This window comes from Streptomyces sp. NPDC052109, assembly GCF_040680195.1.
Classification (GTDB): Bacteria; Actinomycetota; Actinomycetes; order Streptomycetales; family Streptomycetaceae; genus Streptomyces.
Map to the genome: position 1 here is coordinate 1 of NZ_JBFAWF010000038.1, position 23,373 is coordinate 23,373.

15 protein-coding genes and 3 pseudogenes are annotated in these 23,373 nt (G+C 72.7%); 13 read left to right on the plus strand and 5 right to left on the minus strand.

Going from position 1 to position 23,373, the window contains the following annotated elements; all coding sequences use genetic code 11:
* Positions 1-127: 127 nt before the first annotated feature.
* From AB0L59_RS40240 to AB0L59_RS40250, 3 genes and pseudogenes are all read left to right on the plus strand, one after another.
* Positions 128-1,531 (plus strand): annotated as a pseudogene (locus AB0L59_RS40240) (CDP-glycerol glycerophosphotransferase family protein); the annotation flags it as partial.
* A 124-nt stretch (positions 1,532-1,655) separates the two neighbouring features.
* On the plus strand, positions 1,656-3,857 hold the full coding sequence (locus AB0L59_RS40245) for a CDP-glycerol glycerophosphotransferase family protein (protein WP_365592608.1): 2,202 nt from the start codon (positions 1,656-1,658) through the stop codon (positions 3,855-3,857).
* 6 nt (positions 3,858-3,863) lie between these two features.
* The gene (locus AB0L59_RS40250; RefSeq protein WP_365592611.1) at positions 3,864-6,071 is read left to right on the plus strand and encodes a CDP-glycerol glycerophosphotransferase family protein; all 2,208 of its coding nucleotides are present in this window, start codon (positions 3,864-3,866) and stop codon (positions 6,069-6,071) included.
* 60 nt (positions 6,072-6,131) lie between these two features.
* Here AB0L59_RS40250 and AB0L59_RS40255 read toward each other — a convergent pair whose 3' ends face one another.
* Positions 6,132-6,545: an organic hydroperoxide resistance protein gene (locus tag AB0L59_RS40255; RefSeq protein ID WP_365592614.1), complete on the minus strand. Its 414-nt coding sequence runs from the start codon at positions 6,543-6,545 to the stop codon at positions 6,132-6,134.
* A gap of 110 nt (positions 6,546-6,655) precedes the next feature.
* On the opposite strand from AB0L59_RS40255, the gene AB0L59_RS40260 reads away from it, so the two are divergent.
* On the plus strand, positions 6,656-7,213 hold the full coding sequence (locus AB0L59_RS40260; RefSeq protein WP_365592617.1) for a MarR family transcriptional regulator: 558 nt from the start codon (positions 6,656-6,658) through the stop codon (positions 7,211-7,213).
* Here AB0L59_RS40260 and AB0L59_RS40265 read toward each other — a convergent pair.
* Positions 7,149-8,639 (minus strand): annotated as a pseudogene (locus AB0L59_RS40265) (glycosyltransferase family 39 protein); the annotation flags it as partial. The gene AB0L59_RS40260 and the pseudogene AB0L59_RS40265 overlap by 65 nt on opposite strands.
* Positions 8,640-8,880: 241 nt before the next feature.
* Here AB0L59_RS40265 and AB0L59_RS40270 point away from each other — a divergent pair.
* From AB0L59_RS40270 to AB0L59_RS40285, 4 genes and pseudogenes are all read left to right on the plus strand, one after another.
* Positions 8,881-10,149 carry a glycosyltransferase 87 family protein gene (locus AB0L59_RS40270; RefSeq protein WP_365592620.1) on the plus strand — a complete coding sequence of 423 codons (1,269 nt, stop codon included), beginning with the start codon at positions 8,881-8,883 and terminating at the stop codon, positions 10,147-10,149.
* A gap of 44 nt (positions 10,150-10,193) precedes the next feature.
* On the plus strand, positions 10,194-11,831 hold the full coding sequence (locus AB0L59_RS40275; protein ID WP_365592623.1) for a glycosyltransferase family A protein: 1,638 nt from the start codon (positions 10,194-10,196) through the stop codon (positions 11,829-11,831).
* A gap of 128 nt (positions 11,832-11,959) precedes the next feature.
* Positions 11,960-12,940 (plus strand): UDP-glucose 4-epimerase GalE, encoded by a 981-nt coding sequence (galE, locus tag AB0L59_RS40280; protein ID WP_365592625.1) that lies wholly within the window; start codon positions 11,960-11,962, stop codon positions 12,938-12,940.
* 42 nt (positions 12,941-12,982) lie between these two features.
* Positions 12,983-13,783 (plus strand): annotated as a pseudogene (locus AB0L59_RS40285) (ADP-ribosylglycohydrolase family protein); the annotation flags it as partial.
* Between the two features lie 69 nt (positions 13,784-13,852).
* Here AB0L59_RS40285 and AB0L59_RS40290 read toward each other — a convergent pair.
* Positions 13,853-14,476: a TetR/AcrR family transcriptional regulator gene (locus AB0L59_RS40290; protein WP_365592627.1), complete on the minus strand. Its 624-nt coding sequence runs from the start codon at positions 14,474-14,476 to the stop codon at positions 13,853-13,855.
* A gap of 212 nt (positions 14,477-14,688) precedes the next feature.
* Between AB0L59_RS40290 and AB0L59_RS40295 the strand changes: the two genes are divergently transcribed.
* The 5 genes from AB0L59_RS40295 to AB0L59_RS40315 all read left to right on the plus strand — a co-directional run bounded on the left by AB0L59_RS40295 (position 14,689) and on the right by AB0L59_RS40315 (position 21,275).
* Complete coding sequence (locus tag AB0L59_RS40295) at positions 14,689-15,603, plus strand: ABC transporter permease (protein WP_365592629.1); 915 nt, start codon at positions 14,689-14,691, stop codon at positions 15,601-15,603.
* Positions 15,596-16,459: an ABC transporter ATP-binding protein gene (locus AB0L59_RS40300; RefSeq protein ID WP_365592632.1), complete on the plus strand. Its 864-nt coding sequence runs from the start codon at positions 15,596-15,598 to the stop codon at positions 16,457-16,459. Before AB0L59_RS40295 ends, AB0L59_RS40300 begins: the two co-directional genes overlap by 8 nt.
* Positions 16,460-16,637: 178 nt before the next feature.
* The gene (locus AB0L59_RS40305) at positions 16,638-18,845 is read left to right on the plus strand and encodes a CDP-glycerol glycerophosphotransferase family protein (RefSeq protein WP_365592635.1); all 2,208 of its coding nucleotides are present in this window, start codon (positions 16,638-16,640) and stop codon (positions 18,843-18,845) included.
* Entirely contained in the window at positions 18,842-20,506 is a 1,665-nt protein-coding gene (locus tag AB0L59_RS40310) for a glycosyltransferase family 2 protein (RefSeq protein WP_365592638.1), read from the plus strand. Before AB0L59_RS40305 ends, AB0L59_RS40310 begins: the two co-directional genes overlap by 4 nt.
* Positions 20,507-20,573: 67 nt before the next feature.
* A complete protein-coding gene (locus AB0L59_RS40315) occupies positions 20,574-21,275 on the plus strand; it encodes a rhomboid family intramembrane serine protease (RefSeq protein ID WP_365592641.1) in 702 nt (233 codons plus the stop codon).
* 72 nt (positions 21,276-21,347) lie between these two features.
* Here the strand turns inward: AB0L59_RS40315 and AB0L59_RS40320 are convergent, their stop codons facing one another.
* Entirely contained in the window at positions 21,348-22,829 is a 1,482-nt protein-coding gene (locus AB0L59_RS40320; RefSeq protein WP_365592643.1) for a hypothetical protein, read from the minus strand.
* Positions 22,830-22,839: 10 nt separating this feature from the next.
* Complete coding sequence (locus AB0L59_RS40325) at positions 22,840-23,325, minus strand: GtrA family protein (RefSeq protein WP_365592645.1); 486 nt, start codon at positions 23,323-23,325, stop codon at positions 22,840-22,842.
* Positions 23,326-23,373: the final 48 nt, after the last annotated feature.

Below are 23,373 nucleotides of genomic sequence, written 5' to 3' on the forward strand. Positions count from 1 at the left end.
GGGTGTGGTTTTGCTCGCCCCCGCCCCCCCGCGGGGGGGGGGGGGGGGGGGCGGCCCCGCCCCCCCCCCCCCCGCCCGCCCCCCCCCCCCCCCCCGGGGGGGCGGCCCCCCCCCCCCCCCCCACGGCGAGTTCCTGCGCCGGGCCCGGGCCCACTACCGCCGCTACCGCGTCCCCGGAGCCCCGATGCGGCGCCGTAACATCCTGGTCCGCTTCGGTCTGCACCGCACGTTCCGCGCGCTCCGGCTGGTCTCGGCCGTGCGCCGGCGCACGCTGAAGGCGGCCGTGAAGCTGGCCCGCGCCGTGCGCTCCGGCGCGCTGCGGCTGCACTACCGGATCCAGCTGCGCCTCCCCGTCCGCGCCGACCGGGCGGTGTTCGCCTCGGGTGCGGGCCGGGGCCACGGCGGCGACCCCGGCGCCCTGGAGGAGGCGTTCCGTACCCACGCCCCGCACATCCGCACCGCGTGGATCGCCCGCCCCGAGCACCAGCACACCGTCCCGCCCGGCCCGCGCCGCCTGCGCCCCGGCACGGCCGCCTACTGGACGGCGCTCGCCCGCTCCAAGTACCTGGTCACCGACGACTCCCTGGACCGGGGCCTGCGCAAGCGGCACCAGCAGATCCTCGTCCGGACCGGGCAGGGCACACCCCTGGGGCACATGGGTCTGGACCTCCAGGAGCGCCCGGCGGCGGCCCGCGGCACCGACTTCGCCCAGCTGCTGCGCGGCGTCGACCAGTGGGACTTCGTCGTGTCCGGCAACCGGCACTCGACGCTGACCTGCGAGCGGGTCCTCCCGGGCCGGTACCGCACGCTGGAGTACGGGTCGCCGCGCAACGACGTCTTCCAGCGGGCGACCTCGGCGGACGTGACGAGGCTGCGCGAGGCGCTGGGGATCCCCGAGGGCGCGGTCGCGATCCTGTACGCGCCGGCCCACCGCGACCATCTGCGCACCCAGCGCCCGCTGCTGGACCTGGAGCGGATCGTGCGCCGCCTCGGCCCGCGCTTCGTGATCCTGGCCCGCACCCACGGCGACCACCGCCCGGAGGGCGCGCGGATCATCGACGTCCGCGACCACCCGAGCGTGCAGTCCCTGTGCCTCGCCTCGGACGTCCTCCTCACCGACTACGCGTCCGTCATGTTCGACTACGCCAACCTGGACCGCCCGATCGTCGTGCACACCGGCGACTGGGAGGCGTACCGAGCCTCCCGCGGGACGTACTTCGACCTGCGCGTCTTCCCGCCGGGCGCGGTGGCGCGCAGCGAGGACGAGCTGATCGACATCTTCGTGAGCGGCCACTGGCGCGGCTCCCGCTCGGCCCAGCTGCGGGCGGCGTTCCGGGAGCGGTTCTGCCCCTACGACGACGGACGCGCCGCCGAGCGGGTCGTACGGCATGTGGTGCGGGGCGAGGAGGAGGGGCTGCCGGCGTGCGTGCCGCTCGCCGAGCGCCACCCGGTGCCCTCGGCCTGCGACCGCTCCCCGCTGGCCACCGTGCCGCAACCTTCCGGTTGCCTCCCCGTCACCGAGAGGCACTGAACCCGTTGATCCCTCCGGGAGTTCCCATGCCCCTCGGCTCGACGCGGCCCACCCCGAGCCGGCCGTCCACCTGGCGTCCGGCGGGGCGGCCCGGCCGCGTCCGCAAGACGACAGAAAGAGCAGAATGCCCCGCTTCAGCATCATCGTCCCGTCCCATGGGGTGGCCGCCCGGCTGTCCCAGGCGCTGGACTCGGTTCTCGGCCAGTCCTTCGCCGATCTCCAGCTGATCCCGGTCTGCGACGCCCCCGACTCCCCGGCCGCCGCGGTGGCCGCCGGTCACGCGGCGCGGGACTGCCGGGTGACGCCGGTCAACTCGCCGCCGTCCGCCGGTCTGAGCGGGGCGCGCAACGCGGGGATGCGGGCGGCGACCGGCACGTACGTGCTGTTCCTCGACGGCGACGACCTGCTGCTGCCGGGTGCGCTGGCGGCGCTGGACGCCCGGCTGACCGAGACCGCCGGTGTGGACGTGCTCTACGCCGAGCACGAGCGCGCCCCCTGGTGGGAGGGCGAGCCGACCAACCCCGCCGCGCCGCTGTTCGCGCGGGCCCCGAAGGGCGCCTTCGCCCCGGCCGACCTGCCGGAGCTGACCGGCGTCCAGCTGCCGGCGTGGAGCGCGGTCTACCGGCGCGCCTTCCTCGGAGAGCACGAACTCGCCTTCCCCGACAGCCACTTCACCGACCTCGGCTGGGGCGGACTGACCACCGTCGCGGCCCGCCGGATCGCGGTGCTGCGCCGGGTCGTCGTACGGCACCGGCTGCGCCGGCAGGGCAGCCGGCTCAATCTGCCGGGGCCGCACCAGCACGCCGTGCTCGACCAGGTGGACCTGGTGCTGACCCGGGGCGCCGAGCAGGATCTTCCCGCGGACCGCATGCGGGCGCTCTTCGAGCAGCTGTTCACCTACGTGCTGAGGACCGCGTCCCGGCCGGAGCGGCTGCCGTCCGGGCACCGGGCGTTCTTCCGCCGCGCGGCCCGCCTCTACCGCCGCCACCGGCCGGCCGGCTTCCAGGCGCCCGGCGGCAGCCTGGGGGTGCAGCACCGGCTGCTGGCGGCCGGGGCGTACGGCGCCTTCCAGGCACTGCGCGGCGCGAACCGGATGGCTTCCGGGGCGGCCGAGCGGCTGCCGCGCCCGCGCATGGTGCGCACCCGGCTGCGCTACCTGCGCGACCTTCGCCGCCCGCTCGACCCCGACCTGGCGGTGTACTGCGCCTACTGGGGCCGGGGCTACGCCTGCAACCCGGCCGCGATCCACGCCAAGGCCCGCGAACTCGCCCCGCACATCCGCTCGGTGTTCCTGGTCGAGGCCGACCAGGCGCACGCCATGCCGAAGGGCGTGGACTTCGCGGTGATCGGCTCCCGCCGCTACTGGGAGGTGCTGGCCCGCGCCACCTACCTCGTCAACAACGCCAACTTCGCCGAGGGAATCGTGAAGCGGCCCGGCAGCGTGCATCTGCAGACCCAGCACGGCACCCCGCTGAAGACGATGGGCGTGGACCAGTCGACGTATCCGGTGGTGGCCGCCCAGTCCGGCAGCTTCACCCGGCTGCTCGGCCGGGTCGACCGCTGGGACTTCAACCTCTCCTCCAACCGCCACTCCACCCAGATGTGGGAGCGCGCCTTCCCCGGCTCCTGGGAGGCGCTGGAGTACGGCTATCCGCGCAACGACGTCTACTACACGGCGACCGCCGAGGACGTGGCGCGGATCCGGCGGGAGCTGGGCGTCCCGGAGGGCAGGACGGCCGTGCTGTACGCGCCGACGCACCGCGACCACCACACCGGCTTCGAGCCCGGCCTGGACCTGGAGGCGTTCTGCGAGGCGGCCGGCGAGGACGTCGTCGTACTGCTGCGCGCCCACTACTTCTACGACCAAGGATCCGCGAGGAGTTCCGGCCGGATCATCGACGTCACCGCGCACCGTTCCTCCGAGGACGTGTGCCTGGCCGCGGACGCGCTGGTCACCGACTACTCGTCGATCATGTTCGACTACGCCAACCTGGACCGGCCGATCGTCGTGTACGCCGACGACTGGGACGTCTACCGGGAGACCCGGGGGGTCTACTTCGACCTGCTGGCCGAGCCGCCCGGCGCGGTCGCCCGCACCCCCGAGGAGCTGGCCGCCGTCTTCCGTGACGGCTCCTACGCCGGCGGGGAGGCCACGGCCCTGCGGGCCGCGTTCCGGGAGCGGTTCTGCGAGTTCGACGACGGGCAGGCCGCCGAGCGCGTCGTACGGCGGGTGCTGCTCGGCGAGCCGCCGGAGGCGGTGCCGCCGGTGATCCCGCTCGCGGAGCGCGTCCCCGCCCCCGCCGCCGCGACCCTCGTGAGGAGCTGACCCGCCGTGCCCCGCTTCAGTCTGATCGTGCCCTGCTTCAAGGTGCAGGGCTTTCTGCGCGAGTGCCTCGACTCGGTGCTGCTGCAGTCCTTCAGCGACCTCGAGCTGATCGCCGTGGACGACCGCTCGCCGGACGGCTGCGGCGCGATCCTCGACGAGTACGCCGCGCGCGACCCCCGGGTGCGGGTGCTGCACCTGCCGGAGAACGTGGGCCTCGGCAGGGCCCGCAACGCCGGGATGCCGCACGCCACCGGGGACTACCTGTTCTTCCTGGACAGCGACGACACGCTCACCCCGGGCGCGCTGCGGGCGATCGCAGACCGGCTGGCCGAGGCCGAGGACCCGGACGTGCTGGTCTTCGACTACGCGCGCACCTACTGGTGGGGCGGCACCCGGCGCAACGCCCTGGCCGAGGTGCTCGCCGAGGCCGGCGCGGGCACGTTCACCGTCGACGCGTTCCCGCGCGTCCTGGACCTGCTGATGGTGGTGTGGAACAAGGTCTACCGGCGGGAGTTCGTGGCGTCGGAGGGCTTCGAGTTCCCGCCGGGCTACTACGAGGACACCCCCTGGACCTTCCCGGCCCTGCTCAGCGCCCGCCGGATCGCCGCGCTGGACCGGATCTGCGTCAACTACCGGCAGCGCCGGCAGGGCAACATCCTGTCCACCACCAGCCGTAAGCACTTCGACATCCACGACCAGTACGAGCGGGTCTTCGCGTTCGTCGAGCAGCGGCCGGAGCTGGCGCACTGGCGGCCCTATCTGCACCGCAAGATGGGCGAGCACTGCCTGGACATCCTGGCCAAGCCGGACCGGCTGCCGCCCACCGACAGGGCCGAGTTCTTCCGGCGTACGGCGACGATGTTCCGCGCGCACCGGCCCGAGGGCACCCCGGCCGACGGCGAGGCCGGCCTGCTGGAGGGTTCCTGGACGGCCTACCGGATCAGGCGGCAGGCGACGCGGGCCGGACGGGAGGCGGCACGGCAGGCGGGGGTCGTCCGCGAGGCGGCCGCCGCGCGGGTTCGCTCCGGCTGGGCGGCCCTGCACGCGCACCGCCCGCTGGACCCGGAACTGGTCGTCTACTCGGCGTCCTCGCACCGCGGCATGTTCGGCGACCCGGCCGCCATCCACGCCAAGGCCCGGGAGATCGCCCCGCGGCTGCGCGGGGTGTGGGTGGTGAGGGACGCGGAGACCGCGGCCCGACTGCCCCCGGACGTGGAGCACGTGATCGTCGGCTCCCGCCGCTACCTGGAGGTCACCGCCCGTGCGACGTTCTTCGTCAACGACGTCAACTGGCCGGGCGCGCTGGTCAAACGGCCCGGCAGCGTGCACATCCAGACCCACCAGGGCACCCCGCTGAAGTACGTGGGCGTCGACCTGCTGGACAAGCCGGGTGCGCGGCTCGGCTTCGACGTGCCGCAGATGCTGCGCCGGGCGGACCGCTGGGACTACAGCCTGGTGGCCAACCGCCACTCGGAGCTGGTGTGGGAGCGGGCCTTCCCCTGCCACTTCACCTCACTGCGCACCGGCAGCCCGCGCAACGACGTGCTGGTGAACGGCGGTCCGAGCGACTTCCGCGAGCGGCACGGCATCCCGACGGACCACACGGTCGTGCTGTACGCGCCGACCCGCCGCGACTACCGCCGCAGCGGGCACGTGGACCGGATCGACCTCGCCCGGTTCGCGGCCGACCTGGGCGAGGGACACACCCTCGTGGTCCGGCTGCACCCGTCGCTGGCGCAGGGTCCCGCACGTGGCATGGGTCTGGCCGAGCTCGCCCGGCGCGGCATCGTGGTCGACGCGACCGACGAGCCGCGCCTGGCGGACGTGTTGCTCGCGGCGGACGCGCTGGTCACCGACTACTCGTCGGTCATGTTCGACTACGCCGACCTGGACCGGCCGATCGTCGTGCACGCCGACGACCGGCCGGCGTTCACCGCGAGCCGGGGCGCCTATCTCGACATCACGGCCGAGCCGCCGGGCCATGTCACGCGCTCCTACCGGGAGCTGACCCGGCTCTTCGCCTCGGGGTCCTGGCGGGACGAGGAGTCGGCGCGGCTGCGCGCGGGTTTCCGGGCCCGGTTCTGCGAGTTCGACGACGGCCGGGCCGCCGAGCGGGTGGTCCGGACGCTGCTGCTGGGCGAGCCGATGACCGGCCCGGGCGCGGTCCGGATCCCCGGCCAGGCGGTCGGCCGGGACACGCTGACGTCGGCGTAGGGCGCACACGCACGAGGGTGCCGGGCCAGGACGGCCACCGGCACCCTCGGGACGTGTCGGCTACTCGACGACGAGGTCGACCTCGATGTTGCCGCGGGTGGCGTTGGAGTAGGGGCAGACCTGGTGGGCGGTCTCGACGAGCTTGCGGCCGGTCTCCTGGTCCACGGTGTCGGGCAGCTCGACGCGCAGCGTCACCTTCAGGCCGAAGCCCTCGCCCTGCTTGCCGATGCCGACCTCGGCGGTCACCGCCGCGTCGGTGACGTCGACCTTCGCCTGCCGGCCGACGAGGCCGAGGGCGCTGCCGAAGCAGGCGGCGTAACCGGCGGCGAAGAGCTGCTCGGGGTTGGTGCCCTCGCCGTTGCCGCCCAGCTCCACGGGCGGGGCCAGCTTGAGGTCGATCTTGCCGTCGGAGGAGATGGCACGGCCGTCACGGCCGTGGGTGGCGGTGGCGACGGCGGTGTAGAGCGCGTCCATGGTGACCCGTCCTTCTGGATGTTCTCGATGCGTTGTCCGTTGCGAGTACGAGTAGAGCACACAATTAAATTGCGCACAACTAAATGGGCCGCAAGAGCTACCCTGGACCCATGACCGCCACGCCCGCCCCCGTCCCCGACGCCGACTGGCTCCGCCTGGACCGCCAGATCTGCTTCTCCCTGCACGCCGCGTCCCGCGCCTTCAACGGCGTCTACCGCGTGGTCCTCAAGGACCTCGGGCTCACCTACCCCCAGTACCTGGTGATGCTGGTGCTGTGGGAACAGGGCGATGTGCCCGTCAAGAAGCTCGGCGAACAGCTGCGGCTGGACTCCGGCACGCTGTCCCCGCTGGTCAAGCGGCTGGAGGCGGTCGGCCTGGTGCGCCGGGAGCGCAGCACGCAGGACGAGCGCTCAGTGTGGGTGCGGCTCACCGAGGAGGGCACGGCGCTGCGCGAGCGGGCCCTGGAGGTGCCGCGCCGCATCGCCCGCGCGACCGGCTTCGACGTGGCGGAGATCGCCGAGCTGGGCGAACGCCTCGACCGGCTCACGACCGCGCTGGACGCGGCTGCCCTGACGGCGGCGTCCGAGGCCGGCCAGCCGCCGCTGCCATCCTGCGCACGTACAGCCGCACGACCATCCCGCCGCGCCGCACCTCCTCCCGCCCGGTGAACTCCCGCCGCAGCACGGCGAGTTTGGCCCGCTCGGCGGCACTGCGGGGGCTCCAGCGCCCGGCGAACAGATCCTGGTCGGCCACGACCCACACCCGCTCCAGCCGCGCGATCCTCCGCCGCACCTCACCGGCCCCGGCCTCCCGCCCGTACAGGGTCCCCGAGGCGGCGGCCCCCTCCGCGAGCGCCACGTCCCGCGTCCCCCGGAACGCCCCCGGATAGGCGAGGGCCACGTTCCGCACGCTCGCCGGCAGGAACAGCACGGCATCCCCGGGCGCCACCTCCCGCCTGACGACCCGTGACGCAGCCCCGAGATCGTCGGGCCGGGTGCCGGGGTCGCGGTCCGCGCGCAGCAGGGGGAACTGGTGCAGGAAGGCGAGGGCGACGGCGAGAACACCGGCGAGCGCGACGAGACGGGGCCGCAGCGCGGTCCGGATGCCGGGCCGACGGTCCCCGCGTGGGTCGTCACTGCGCGGAGTGGGACCGCCGGGCCGCCGCGGACGCCCCACCGCCCCCGCCACCCGCTCGGCCCCCGCCGCCACCAGTAACGGCGCCCCGCTCAACGCGTAGAGCACATACCGTTCCACGAACAGCGGCGAGATCTGGGACGCCGCCATCAGCACCACCGGCGGCACCACCGTCAACGGCAACGCCACCCCCGCGAGAGTGATGTCCCCCCGCCGCCCGAAGAGCCGCGCCACCCCCACCGAAGCAAGCACCAGACAGACGGCGTACACCCCGTACGAAGGACCGAGGAACCCCCGCAGCAGCTCTTCCGCCGTCCACGCCGTGGGTCTTCGCAGCCACGCCACCTGCGCCGCCTGCCCCCGTGACACCAGCACCATCGGCACCAGCGACAACACGACCCCCGCCGCCGCACAGCCCCACCCCCGCCAGGCCCGCGCGCCCGCCCGGGCCAGCACGAGCGACACCGCGTGGGCGCACAGCAGCAGCACCGCGAACTCGTGCAGCCAGCAGGTGAGGCCGAGGACGGCCCCGTACGCCGCCCAGGAACCGGGGGAACCGCTCTGCACGGCCCGTACGAACAGCAGGGTCGCCGCCGTGGCCCCGGCCGCCACCAGGGCGTAACTGCGGCCCTCCTGCGCATAGTGCCCGGCCATCGGCGCGACGGCGTACAGCAGCCCCGCCCACAACCCGACGCGGGGCCCGGCCAGCCGCGTGCCGAGCGCCGCCACCAGCCCGGCCGTCGCCGCCGCCGCGCACGCCGACGGCAGCCGCAGCGCGACCTCGCCGGGGTGGACGGCGAGGACGGCGTGCGCGAGCAGGTAGTACAGGCCGTGCACGGCGTCCACGCCGTGCAGCAGCAGCCAGATCTGCGGCACCGTACGCCGCCCGACCTGGAAACTGACGGCCTCGTCGCGCCACATCCCGCCACGGTCGAGCCCCCAGAGCCCGACCGCGAGCATCACCAGGACGGGCACCCCCACGGCGACCCGGCGGCGGATCCGGGCCCGCCGGCCCGTCGGCACGTGCGGCGCCCCGCCGGCCGGTACGACGACTGTCGCGCCGGCCGCCCGACGCGACCGCGGCCTCACAGGAAGCCCCACGTTCACCACCGCCCGACCTTTTGCGATTAGCCAATCTTTTTACGGTCATGACGGCGTATCGGCAGAGACATACCATTCGCGACGCTTAGGCTCCCATGCGATGAACCGTCTCCGTGTCAACTGCGGCCCGGTCCTCGGCGTCACCGTCCTCTGGCTGAGCACCCGTGCCCTGATGCTGTGGCTGCTCGCCCACGACAGCGTCCCCGTGCTGGGCGGCGGGTCGGTGGCCCGCGAGGTGTGGCGGCTGTACTTCCAGTGGTACGGCGTCCTCGCGCACGGTTCCTTCCCGACGCACGACACGCTCTGGCAGTACCCGCCGGGCGCGGGCGCGGTGCTGCTGGCGCCCGGCCTGCTGCCGGGGCTGACGTACTTCCAGGCCTTCGTGGTGCTCACGCTGGCCGTGGACGCGCTGGTCACGGTGGCGCTGGTCCGCGCGGGCGGGCTTCCCGGGCGCAGCCTGCGCGGCGCGGGCCTGTGGACGGGCGGTCTGCCGCTGCTGCTGCACCTCCCGCTGGCCCGGTACGACGTCCAGGTCACCGCCCTGGCCGTGCTCTCCCTGCTGACGCTGGGCCGCTCGCCCCGCGCGAGCGGCGTGTTCGGGGCGCTGGGCGCGCTGGTGAAGGTGTGGCCGGCGCTGGTGCTGCTGGGCACGCCGCGGGGGCGGGCCACGCGCGGGGCGTGGGGGTGGGCAGCGGCCGCCGGAGCCGCCTCGTTCGGTGTCCTCGCCGTGAGGTTCGAGCATCCGCTGTCGTTTCTGCGGGAGCAGGGCGGGCGGGGCGTGCAGATCGAGTCGCTCGGCGGTACGGCGCTCAACCTGGCGCGGCACGCCGGCTGGTCGGGCCGGGCGCGCTACCAGTACGGCGCCGTCGAGCTGGCCGGACCCCATGTGGACGCCGTCGCCACCGCCTCGCTGGGACTGACGGCCGTCGCCTTCGCGCTGCTCGTGCTGTGGCGGGTGCGGGCGCGGCACTGGAGCGAGGCCACACCGTTCGACGCGGCGCTGTGTGCGGTGCTGCTGTTCACGGTCACGAGCCGGGTGATCAGCCCGCAGTACATGATCTGGCTGGTCGGTCTCGCCGCGGTGTGCCTGACCTCACGGCACACCAGCCAGCGGCCCGTCGCGACGCTGATCCTGGCGGCGACGACGCTGAGCACGGTGGTGTTCCCGATGCACTACCGGGAGGTGGTCGACGGCACCTGGACCGGCTGTCTGCTGATGCTGGCCCGCAACGGACTCCTGGCGGGCGCGGCCGTGCTGTCCTTCGTCCGGCTGTGGCGATCGACACGGCCGGATGAAAAGACCGTGCAAACAACGGAACCCCGCCCCGATTCCGACCGTCTTCCGGACCGAACGTTAAGTCTCTCTTAACGCCGTATTACCGAACAAACCTACGCTCCCGGCCCGTGGACCCGATGCGATCAGACACGCCAGACACTCCCGACACAGCCGCCACTGCCGATGCGCCGCACGCGGCACAGGTCGGTGTCGTCGTCATCGGCTACAACGACCGCGCCCATGTGGGCGACGCCGTGCGTTCGGCGCTCGCCCAGGGCCCGGCGGTCGCCGAGGTCGTCGCCGTGGACGACTGCTCCACCGACGGCAGCGCCGAGCTGCTCGACCGGCTGGCCGCCGGCGAACCTCGGCTGCGGGTGGTGCGCAGGGACACGAACAGCGGCGGCTGCGGCAGCCCGCGCAATGCCGGGATCGACGCGGTGACGACCCCGTACGTGATGTTCCTCGACAGCGACGACGTGCTGCCGCCGGGTGCGGTGGACGCGCTGCTGGCGGCGGCCACGGGGGCGCACGCCGAGGTCGCGGGCGGACTGTGCGTACGCCGGGAACTGCCCTCGGGGCGCGAGCAGCCCTGGCAGGCGCCCCTCTACACGGCGCACACCGTCCTCGCGCGCCCCTCCCAGCACCCGCGCCTGGTCCACGACACGCTGTGCGTCAACAAGCTGTACCGCACCGACTTCCTGCGCGAGCACGGCATCCGCTTCCCCGAGGGCCGCTTCCTCTACGAGGACATCGTCTTCACCGCGCGCGTGCTGGCCGCCGGCCCGCGCATCGCGCTCGTACCGGACCGGGTGTACGTGTGGCACGTGCGTCGCGGCGCCGAGCAGTTGTCGCTCTCGCTGGACCGGGAGCACATCGACAACTGGAAGGCGCGCACCGAGGCGTGCGCGCTGGCGTACGACCTCCTTCTGGGTGCCGGGCAGAAGGAGCTGGCGCGGGCGGCTCGGGCCAAGTTCCTCGACCACGAGGTGCGGATGTACACACGTGAGCTGGGGTTGCGCGACGCGCACTACCAGCGCGCGTGGTGGACACACACCCGGGAGTACCTCGCGCGCTACGACGCCGCCGACTGGGAGCTGAACCCGAGCGCTCCGGGCCGGCTGCTGGCACGGGTGGTCCTGGAGTCGCCCGAGCCCCGCGACCTGCCCCGGCTGCGTGAGCTGGCCGCCCGCCCGGCACGCCTGCTGCCGCCCTACGCCCGCACCCCCGACGGCGTCCCCGTCTGGGCCGCCGACCTCCCCCAGGTCACCCTCACGCCCTTTCTGACCCGCCCCGCCGGTCTCCTCCCGCTCACGTTCGACGCGGAACTGCGGCCACGCGCGCGTGCCTCGCGGCTGCACCTGCGGCTGCACGAGCTGTACGGAAGGGTGGCCGAGGCGGGCCCGCGCGAGGTGGACGTGGAGTGGCAGTCCCGGGACGACGACCGGACGCGGGGGCGCACGACGGTCCCGCTCACGCCCTCCGGCCCTGAGAGCTGGTCGGCCGAGCTGCCCGTCGACCTGGCCGCGCTCGGCGCGGGTACCTGGGATCTGCGGCTGACCGTGCGGTTCGCGGACGGCGCGCAGCGGGACGTCACGGCGCACGCCGTGGCGGGCGCCGGCCGACTGCGCCGGCGTGCCGTTCCGAGCGCCCGGCACGGCGTGCTCCTGGTACAGCCGTACGCCACGCACTCCGGCGCGCTGGCCGTACGCCTGGCGACCGGTGTGCACGGGATGGTGCAGGTGGCGCGCGGCCGGCTCCGCCGCCTGCTTCACTGAGACGCCCGCTGATTCACCGGGTTCACCCGGGGGCGCCCGCCGATCCGGCGCGCCCCCTGCTTGACTGGAGAGACGCCCGCTGCTCCGCCGAGCGGCTGAACGGGCCAACTGACGAGGAGACGGCCGCAATGACCTGGCTGATCACCGGCGGTGCCGGATACATCGGGGCACATGTCGTACGGGCGATGACCGAGGCGGGCGAGCGCACCGTCGTCTACGACGACCTGTCCACCGGCGTCGCCGAGCGCGTACCCGCGGAGGTCCCCCTGGTGCGGGGCTCCGTCCTGGACGCCGAGCTTGTGGCCCGCACGCTCGCCGAGCACGAGATCAGCGGCGTCGTGCACCTGGCGGCGAAGAAGCAGGTGGGCGAGTCGGTGGAGCGCCCGCTGCACTACTACCGGGAGAACGTGGAGGGCCTGCGCACCCTCCTGGACGCGGTGACGAAGGCGGAGGTCCCGTCCTTCGTCTTCTCCTCCTCGGCGGCGGTCTACGGCATGCCGGACGTCGACGTGGTGACGGAGGAGACCCCGTGCCTGCCCATGTCCCCCTACGGCGAGACGAAGCTGGCCGGCGAGTGGCTGGTCCGCGCGACCGGCAGGGCGACCGGCCTCTCCACGGCCTCCCTCCGCTACTTCAACGTGGCGGGCGCGGCCGGTCCCGAACTCGCCGACACCGGCGTGTTCAACCTGATCCCCATGGTCTTCGAGAAGCTCACCGAGGGCGCGCCGCCGCGCATCTTCGGCGACGACTACCCGACGCCCGACGGCACCTGCGTCCGCGACTACATCCACGTGGTCGATCTGGCCGAGGCGCATGTCACCGTCGCCCGCGCCCTGGCCTCCTCCCCCGGCACCGACCTGACCCTCAACATCGGCCGCGGCGAGGGCTCCTCCGTCCGCGAGATGATCGACCGCATCAACGCGGTCACCGGGTACGACCGCCCGCCGACCGTCACCCCGCGCCGCCCCGGCGATCCCGCGCGCGTCGTCGCCTCGGCCACCCGCATCGCCACCGAACTGGGCTGGCAGGCCAAGTACGACGTCCAGGACATGATCACCTCGGCCTGGGAGGGCTGGGTGCACCACCACCCGGAGGCGGCGCGGTCGTAGTCCGGGCGGCTCCCGGAGTTTCTCGGACGCGCGGTCGGCGCCGTGCTCGGCTCCGCCGTCGACGACGCCCTCGGAGCGCCCTTCGAGTTCGGCCCCGAGGGCGCCCTCTCCGCCCGTTTCCCCCACCCCGGACAGGGCGGCCAGATGTGCGGCGGCGGGGGCTCGGAGCCGGGCGCGGCGACGGACGACACCCGGATGGCGGTCCTGACCGCCGACTCCCCGCTGGACCACGGCGGCCTTGACCTGCCGGACGTCCTCGGGCGCTTTCAGCGGTGGGCGGCAGCCGACCCGAAGGACATCGGCCTCCCGACGGAGGCGGTCCTGACCAGCGGCGGTTCCTGGGACACGGCCGCCGCTCGGCACTTCCGGTCAGCGGACGGCCGGCGGGCAGCGGCGCGCCGATGCGGGCGGCACCTGCCGCGGAGTACTCCGCGGCAGGTGCCGCGAGCCCACCATGAACGCGGCCCGCCGCCTCTCCGCGCTCACCCACGGCGACCGCGCGGCGTGGGAGGGCACGGCCGCGCTGCACGAGCTGATCCGCGTGGCCCTGACCGGAGACGACCCGCTCTCCGCCGTACCCGCGCCCCTGAACGCCCTCCACCCCGGCCACCGGCAGCGCTACCAGGCGGTCCTCTCCCCGGACCGGCATACCGACCACGTCGGACGGGGGAAGCGGTCCGCGCGGCCGTCGACCTCGGCGGCGACACGGACACGGTCGCGGCGGTCACGGCGTGCCGGCGGGAGCGGTGTACTGCGGTGTACGGAGTCGGCCCGATACCGGCACACCGGACCGGGCCCCCGCACATGCCGCTGCCGGGGTTCGACGGCCGGGTCCCGCGCGCGCAGGGCTTGGTGGAAGTGACCGCACAGCTGGTCGAACCCTCCGACGGCCGACCGGGGAACCGGGCGCCCTCACAACGCCTTGAGCGCCCCCGCCGTGGCCCGGGCCAGCTGCTCCAGGTAGCCCTTCGGCGGTTTCGGGGAACGGATCACCACCGCGCGCCAGTACAGCGGGCCGGAGATCAGGTCGAGCGTGAGGTCGGGATCCAGCCCGGCCCGCACCTCTCCCCGTTCCTCCGCCGCCGCCACGATCTTGCTGGCCACTCCCTCCTGCCCGTCCCGCAGGGCCTTCTGGAAGGCGTCGGCGATGTCGGGATTGCGGGCCGCCTCCGCCTGGAGGTCGGGGATGATCTGCGAGGCCACCGGATGGCGCAGGGCGCGGGACGTGACCTCGTACAGCAGGCGCAGGTCCCCCTCCAGGGAGCCCGTGTCGGGGACCGGGAGGCCCAGGACCGCCATCGCCGAGACCACGTCCAGCACCAGGTGCAGTTTGGAACGCCAGCGCCGGTACACCGCCGTCTTGCCGACGCCCGCCCGCCGCGCGATGCCCTCGATGGACATCCGGGCATAGCCCACCGCCGCGAGTTCCTCGAAGACGGCCGCCCGGATGGCCTCGGTCACGTCCTCCCGGAGTACGGCGGCCCCGGCGGGGGTCCGGCGCGGACGCGTCGGCGGGTCGTCGGCGTTCGTGGTCATGACCCACAGCATAGGCCGTTACGACGAAACGGTTGCGTTCCGACGTCGATTGGTTCTACGCTCGCGTTGCGACGATACGGTCCCGTTCCGACGTAAGAGAACGTGAAGAGAAGCGTAAGGAAACGAACGCGATGTCGGACGACGGGCCACCGACGCGCCCCGGCTGCCGGCCGGGCCGCGCCACCCCCTCCCCCCGAGCGAAAGCAGCGGATGTGAGCCAGGTCCTCGACACACCGCCCCCCACCCAGGCCCCGGCCGACGACGACCTCGCGGCACTGGCCGCGCGGTACGGCCTGTCGGTCAGCGGCGCCCGGCCCTCCCTGCCGGAGTACGTCCGCCAGCTGTGGGCCCGGCGCCACTTCATCAGCGCCTTCGCCACCGCCAAGCTCACCGCGCAGTACAGCGAGGCGAAGCTCGGTCAGATCTGGCAGGTCATGACCCCGCTGCTGAACGCCGCGGTCTACTACTTCATCTTCGGTGTGCTGCTGGGCACCAGCAAGGGCGTGCCGGACTACATCCCCTTCCTGGTCACGGGCGTGTTCATCTGGACGTTCACGCAGAGTTCGATCATGGCGGGCACCCGCGCGATCTCGGGCAACCTCGGCCTGGTGCGCGCCCTGCACTTCCCGCGCGCCGCCCTGCCGATCTCCTTCTGCCTCCAGCAGCTGCAGCAGCTGCTGTTCTCGATGACCGCGCTGGTCGTGATCATCCTGTCCTTCGGCATCCCCGTCACCCCGCGCTGGCTGCTCGCGATCCCCGCGCTGATCCTGCAGTCCATCTTCAACGCGGGCGTGTCGATGATCATGGCCCGGTGGGGTGCCAAGACCCCGGACATCGCCCAGCTGATGCCGTTCGTGCTGCGCACCTGGATGTACGTGTCCGGCGTGATGTGGAGCATCAGCAAGCTCACCAAGAAGGACCACCTGCCGCACATCGTCACGGTGCTGCTGGAGACCAACCCGGCCGCGGTCTACATCGACCTCATGCGGTACGCCCTGATCCACAGTTTCCACGGCAAGCAGCTCCCCCCGCACGTCTGGGCGGCGGCAACGGGCTGGGCCCTGATCGTCGGCATCGGCGGCTTCATCTACTTCTGGAAGGCTGAGGAGACCTACGGCCGTGGCTGAGCAGACCCCCATCGACAACACCCCCGCCGGCACCACCCGCAGCAGCGAGGTCCCCACCGTCGTCTGCGACGACGTGGACATCGTCTACCGGGTGAACGGCACCGGCGCCGGCCGCGGCTCCGCCACCGTCGCCCTCAACCGCATCCTGCGCCGCAAGCAGTCCGAGAAGGCGGCGGGTGTGCGCCGGGTGCACGCGGTGAAGAAGGTCTCGTTCGTCGCCTACAAGGGCGAGGCTATCGGCCTCATCGGGACGAACGGCTCCGGCAAGTCGACCCTGCTGAAGGCGGTCGCCGGACTGCTTCCCGTGGAGAACGGCAACATCTACACCAACGGCCAGCCCTCCCTGCTGGGCGTCAACGCGGCCCTGATGAACGACCTCACGGGTGAGCGCAACGTCTACCTCGGCGGCCTGGCCATGGGCATGTCCCGCGAGCAGGTCAGGGAGCGCTACCAGGACATCGTCGACTTCTCCGGGATCAACGAGAAGGGCGACTTCATCACCCTGCCGATGCGCACCTACTCCTCCGGCATGGCCGCCCGGCTCCGCTTCTCCATCGCCGCCGCCAAGGACCACGACGTCCTGCTGATCGACGAGGCCCTGGCCACCGGCGACCGCAAGTTCCAGATGCGCTCGGAGGAACGGATCCGCGAACTGCGCGAGAAGGCGGGCACGGTCTTCCTGGTCAGCCACAACAACAAGTCGATCCGCGACACCTGCGAGCGGGTCCTGTGGCTGGAGCGCGGCGAGCTGCGCATGGACGGGCCGACCGAGGACGTCCTGAGGGAGTACGAGGCCTTCACCGGCGACAAGAACGACAAGACGGCCAAGAAGCCGGCCCCCAAGAAGGCGGCCTGACCCGCGTCCAGAGTAAGAAGGCGACATAAAAGTTACCGGGAGGGAAACCGCAGGCCGCGGAACTCCCTCTTCCTCTGTGAGCCCTCTCTTACTCCGAACGCGGTTATCCCTTTCATCCACTTAGTGACAGTATGTTATGAAGAGGGATCCCACCCACGAGCCGAAGGAGTCCACTGCGATGCCCCAACTCAGCGTCATCGTCTACGGACCGAACGCACAGGGGCATCTGACAGAGTTGCTGGACTCCCTGGAAGCCCGCCCCCTCGCCGATGCCGAGGTGATCGTCGCCGCGGTCGGCGACTGGGCGCGGGAGACCGCCGAGGGCCACGCCCCGGAGACGGTCGTCGTACCGCTGCCCGAGAGCACCGGTGACGCGGCGGCCCGGGCCGCCGGCGCCGCCCGCGCGACCGGCCGCTGGCTGCACTTCGTCCACGCCAAGGACAGCCTGCCGGCCGGCGCTCCCCGGCTGATCGCGGAACGGACCACCGAACTGGACGCCACCGACGGCACCGCGGCGGACGTCCTCGTCTTCGACCACGTCACCACCACCTGGCAGACCGCCGCCGGCCCCTCCCGAGACGGTCGCCTCCTCGCCGCCGTAGGCCGCGAGAGCCTGCCCCTGGACGAGGCCGCCGACCTGCTGCGACTCACCCCGCTGCTCGGCAACCGCGCCCTGCGCGCCGACTTCTGGCGGGCGCACGAGGAGCGGCTCACCACCGACGACGAACCCCACGCCGCCCACGCCGCCCTGCTGCACGCCGGCCGTGTCGCCTGCCTGAACCAGGTGGCGTACGAGAACCGTGAACTGCGCCCGGAGAGCCTGCCGCCGCTCGCCCCCGAGGACCGGTTCGCGCTGATCGACCGCTACGAGTCGCTGCTCGCGCTCGCCAAGGACCGCCGCGCCGCCCGCGCGGTGCTGTACGACCTGATGATGCGCGACCTCGTGCGCACCTTCGCCGGGGAGAACCTGCCCGACGCGGTGGCCCGCGAGTTCTTCCACCGGGCCTCCCTCGCCGCGGTGCGCTGGCGCCCCGAGCACCACGAGCGCCCGGCGGGCGTGGAGGGCGTACGGCACGCCCTGCTGGAGGAGGGCGCGTACACCAAGTACCGCGCGTTCCAGGCCGCCAACCGCACCCGCCGCGCCGCCAAGAAGGCCGTGCGGACCCGTAAGAAGCAGGTCGGCGCCAAGCTCCGCGACCAGCAGTACCGGCGTGCCCTGACCCACCCGGTCGACCCGAACCTGGCCGTGTTCGCCGCCTACTGGGAGCGCGGAGTGGCCTGCAACCCGGCCGCGATCGCCGCGAAACTCCGCGAACTCGCCCCCCACATCCACCCGGTGTGGGTGGTGTCGAAGAGCAACGAGGCCCTGCTGCCGCCCGGCACCGACCATGTGATCCCCGGCACCCGCCGCTACTGGGAGACCCTGGCCACCGCCAAGTACCTCGTCAACAACGTCAACTTCCCCAACGCGGTGGTCAAGCGCCCCGACGCGATCCACCTGCAGACCCACCACGGCACGCCGCTCAAGCGGATGGGCCTGGACCAGATGGAGCACCCGGCCGCAGCCAAGGGCCTGGACTTCGACGCCCTGCTGGCCCGCATCGACAAGTGGGACTACAGCGTCAGCGCCAACAGCCACTCCACCCGCATGTGGGAGCGCGCCTACCCGGCCCGCTACACCTCGCTGGACCACGGCTACCCGCGCAACGACGTCTTCTACTCGGCCACGGCCGCCGACGTCCGCGCCGCGCGCGAGCGCCTCGGCATCGCGCCCGGCAAGACGGCCGTCCTCTACGCCCCGACCCACCGCGACTACGAGGCCGGCTTCACGCCGCGCCTGGACCTCGCGGCCCTGGCCGACCGCCTCGGCGAGGACACCGTGCTGCTGGTCCGCGCCCACTACTTCTACGGCGGCGCCGCCTCCCCGCTGACCGGCCTGCGCCGCTCCGGCCGGATCATCGACGTCTCCTCCTACGACCCCGTCGAGGAGCTGTGCCTGGCCGCCGACGCGCTGGTCACGGACTACTCGTCGATCATGTTCGACTACGCCAACCTCGACCGCCCGATCGTCGTCTACGCCGACGACTGGGAGACCTACCGGACCACCCGCGGCGTCTACTTCGACCTGATGACCGACCACCCCGGCCAGGTCGCCCGCACCCAGGAGGAGTTGACGGAGATCTTCGCCTCCGGCGCCTGGCGCGACGAGAGCGCGGCGAAGGCCCGGGCCGCCTTCCGGCGCCGGTTCTGCGAGTACGACGACGGCCGCGCCGCCGAACGGGTCGTACGACGGGTGTTCCTGGGCGAACCGGAGGAGTCACTGCCACCGGTGATCCCGCTCGAGGAACGCACCCCCGCCCCGACCCCCGAGGAGGCCTCGGCATGACGACCCCCGACGTGACGGTGACGGTCATCGTCTACAACGACGCCGCCCGCCTTCCCCGGGCGGTCGCCTCGTTGCGCGCGCAGACGCACGCCAACATCGAGATCATCATCAGCGACGACCACTCCACCGACGACACGCCGGCCGTGGCGCGCCGGCTGGAGGCCGAGGACGACCGCGTCCGCTACCTCCGCCTGCCGGAGAACAGCGGCGGCTGCAGCGCCCCGCGCAACCGGGCCATCGACATCGCCCGGGCGCCGTACCTGATGTTCCTCGACAGCGACGACGAACTCCCGCCGCGCGCGGTCGAGTTGCTGCTCGCAGCACACCGCGAGCGGGAGGTGGACTTCACCATGGGCGCGGTGCGCCGGGTGCGGGTGGACAACGGCCGCCGCACCACGTGGATGCCGCACCTGGTCTCCGAGCGCCGCACGGTGGAGGGCATCGAGGCGGACCCGCGGCTGCTCTTCGAGCACCTGTCCACGAGCAAGATGTACGCGCGCTCCTTCCTGGACGGTCACGAACTCCGCTTCCCGGAGGGCATCCACTACGAGGACCAGCTGTTCTCGGCGCAGGCGTACTGCCTGGCGAAGGCGTTCACGATCATCCCGGACCCGGTGTACGTCTGGTACATCGACCCGTTCGCGGCGGCGGCCTCGGCGTCCATCTCCAATCAGCGGCACAAGGTCACCAACGTCCGCGACCGGGTCCATGTCCAGCGTCTGATCGACGACTTCCTGGTGGAGAGCGGGCACGCTGGGCTGCGGGAGGACAAGGACTACAAGTTCCTCAAGCACGACTTCCGGATGTACGCGGGCGACCTGCCCTACCGGGACGAGGAGTGGCTGACCGCCTTCGCGGACATCATGAACCCGTATCTGGAGACGCTGGCCGACGGCGCCTACACCCGGCTGCCGCGCGCGGAGCGAGTGGTGCTGGAGCTGCTGCGGCAGGGCCGTCCGGCCGACGCCCAGCTCGCGGCGCGCGGCCTCGGCCACGGGGTGGCGCCGCGGCAGGTCACGGCGGACGCGTCCGGTGTCCCGTACTGGGGCGACCGCGTGCCTTCCTCCGACCGCGGCCGCCGCGAACTGGACGTGTCCGACCTGGAATTGGACACCCGCCCGTTCCCGAGCGCACAGTTCCGCCACGAGATCACGGAGCTGACCCCGGGACCCGGTGCCTCCCTCACCCTGGCCGTCCGCACCTACGACCCGGGACTCCGCCTCCCGGTCGGACCCCAGCGGGCCGGCCTGATCCTCTCCCCCGGCAGGCGCCGGATGACGGTTCCCTTCCGCCTGGACCCGGTCAGCCCCGGTGTCTTCGAGGGCACGGTCCGCCTGGACCTGACCGAGGCCCCGCTTCCCCTGCAGGGCTTCGCGGGCGTACGCCACCCCGTGGTCCGGCTCCAGCAGCAGGGCCTGTCCCACTCCGGCCTCCTGCTGGCCCCGCTCTCCTTCCCCACCCTCACGGCCCGCATCGAGTACCGCTCCGGCGCGACCCCGCACGAGCTCACCATAGAACCGGAGGGCCGCAACCCCGGCCGCCTGCAGCTCCGCTGGCGTCCCGTGGGCGTGACCGCCCGGGTCATCCGCCCGGTCGTCCGACGAGTGGCCCGACCCAAGATCCGCGAGGCGGCGAAGCTGCTGTCCAGCGTGCTGCGGTAAGGGTCCGTGCCTTAGAGTGCGCCATGGTGGGGACGGGGACGCGGGACCCCACCGGGAGGGGCCTGCCATGGGGACACCGGACAAGGACCGGCTCGGCGTGCTGCCGGCCGGTCCCGAGCAGATGATCGCGGAGGCGCGGAAGGCGTTCTTCGTGATGTTCGGGCTGCTGGCGGTCGTCTGGCTCCTGCAGCTTGCCAACTATGCCGACCACTACGCTCTCTCCCGGGACTACGCAGTGGTGTCCGGCGACGTCGGCGGACTCCCCGACATCCTCGTCGCACCTCTGCTCCACTGGAGCTGGGCGCACATCGAGAGCAACTCGGGGCCCCTGTTCGTCTTCGGTTTCCTCGCCGCCTACCGAGGGGTGGTGCGCTTCCTCGGGCTCACCCTGCTGATCGCGGTGACCAGTGGCGCCGTGGTCTGGCTCTTCGAACGGGGCGATGTGCAGACGGTCGGCGCCAGCGGCCTGATCTTCGGGTACTTCGGTTACGTCGTCGTCCGCGGCCTCTTCGACCGGCATCTGATCGACACGCTGGTCGGAGTCGTCATGGGCGCCTCCTTCGCCTACCTCCTCACCGTCGCCGTACCCGGCACACCGGGGGTGAGCTGGCTCGGCCACCTCGGCGGGCTGGTCGGAGGCCTCCTGGGCGCCTGGCTGTTCCGAGACCGCAGGCCCCGGCCCAACGGCTCCGACGACACCCTCCAGCCCCGCTCCGACCACCCCCGAGCCGATCTGCACAAAGAACTCGGCGACCTGGGCCTGCTCTAGGAGTTCGACGACCGGGCCTGGGCAGGGCCTTTGCCCGACCGGTGAGAGTCACCCCCCCCGGCCCACCGCGGCTCACCCCACCACGCGGTACAGGACCTGGTTCCCAGGACCCGCGGTCACCTTCCGAAGCCCCGGCCCCGCCAAGCTCTCCGGTCCCACGACCCACCGCACCCCGTACTCCCGCAGAATCCCCGCGCGCCCAGCGGCAGAGGTCCCCGCGGCGAAGTACCGCGTCACCGCCGCCTCCCGTCGCGCGGCGTCCGGCAGGAACACGTCCGGATACCCGGGCGCCACGGTGTAGGGCCCGTACGCCGGGATCTGCCGTTCGGGAAACGTCCGAGCCATCACCACGTCCCCGTACTTCACCCAGGGCGTGATCCAGTGGTAACCCACCCACGGCGTCCGGTACTTCGCCGAGACCGCCGAAGGCAGCGCCGCCCTCCCGGTCACATAACCGAGCGTCCCGGCCTGCGTCCACGCCCCGACAGCCAGCGCGGCGCCCAGCACACACGCCCACCCCACCCGCACGGCCCGTCGCCCGGCCGACACGACCTCGAGCGCGGCAGCCAGCTGCGCCGGGATCAGCGCCGCCGGCAGGGCCCGGCCCCAGGAGTAGTGGCCCGTGAGCCCGCCCGCGGCGAACACCAGAGCACCCAGGACGAAGAACAGGGCCAAGGGGTCCCAGCGGTCACGGCGGAAGCGGAGCACCAGCGCCGCCACCCCGAGCAGCACCAACCCGAACCGCGCGGCCAGGTGCTCGTACAGCGGCTTGTGGATGGCCTCCAGGTCCGCGCCCGCGGAGAAGAGCGAGAAGAAGTCGTAGTACGGCCACAGCCCCAGCAGGAGCAGCCCCAGGGCCAGCGCGGCGCCCAGCCGCAGCAGTACCGGGCGGGGCGGTCGCGCCGCGATCACCATCGCCAGGGCGCCCAGCGAGGCCACCACGCCGGTGAACTGGTGGCACAGCAGGATCAGTGCCCACAGCACGCCCAGCCACAGCCACCTGCCCCACGCGGCTTCCGTGCGCACCGCCCGGGTGAGCCAGGCCCAGAAGTGGAAGGTGAGGCCGAGCGCGAAGACGCTGGGGTACGACACCGTCAGCGCCAGCGAGTTCAGGCCCAGGAAGCCGGACCAGTTGAACAGCAGCGGCCCCCAGAGGAAGACCAGGCTGAGCAGGGCCAGCGCGGGGGCCGCGCGGTGCGGGGTGAGGGTGCGGACGTACCGCAGGACGCCGCCGGCCAGCAGAGCCAGTGAGACGAGGGCGGCGATGCGCAGGACCGCGAACACCGACAGGCCGGTCACCTTGGCGAGCAGGCCCAGCACCAGCATCCACGGCGAGTAGTAGGGGCTCGGTGTGTCCGCGTCGACCAGTGGGTTGCCGGGGTGGAACGGGTTGTGGCTCAGGCGCTGGATGGTGGCCGCGTGCATGCCGAGGTCACCCGCCCACGGCAGGCGGACGATCACCAGGAGCAGGAGGACCAGAACGAGTGCGGCGGCCACCTGGGGCAGGGCCCGGCCGGCCCGCGCGGCGCCGGACGGCGGCTGGGTGCGGCTCACCGGTTCGATGTCAGACGGTGCGGTGTGCATCCTGCTGGAACACCCATGTGCGGTAGACGAGGAAACGGAAGGCGGAGGCGAGCACGATCGACAGTGCCTTCGCCACGTTGGATTCCAGCACACTGTGCAGGCCGAGACCGTGGTAACCGAGCCAGAACAGGGCGATTTCCATCACGACGCCGAGGCCGCTGAACACGAAGAACAGGATGATCTGGCTGCGTGTGCGCGAGGCCCGGTCACGATAGGCGAAATAGCGGAAGCCCAGGTAATTGGTCGCCATCGCGATACAGCTGGCCAGCACGGTCGCGGTCATCGCCTGCCAACCCAGGCCGTGCAGCAGCAGGTTGAAGATCAGGAAATTGACGAGGACACCGCTGCCGCCGACGACCCCGAATTTCGCGACCTCCAGCACGACCCGTCTGACGGGCCGCCGGGCCGGAGCCGGCGCGGGTGCTGGTGCTGCTGCCGGGCGGGTCTCGGTGAGATGAACAGTCACAGCGCAGACCCTATCCGAAAAGCACCGATTAGCAGGAAACGGTAAATT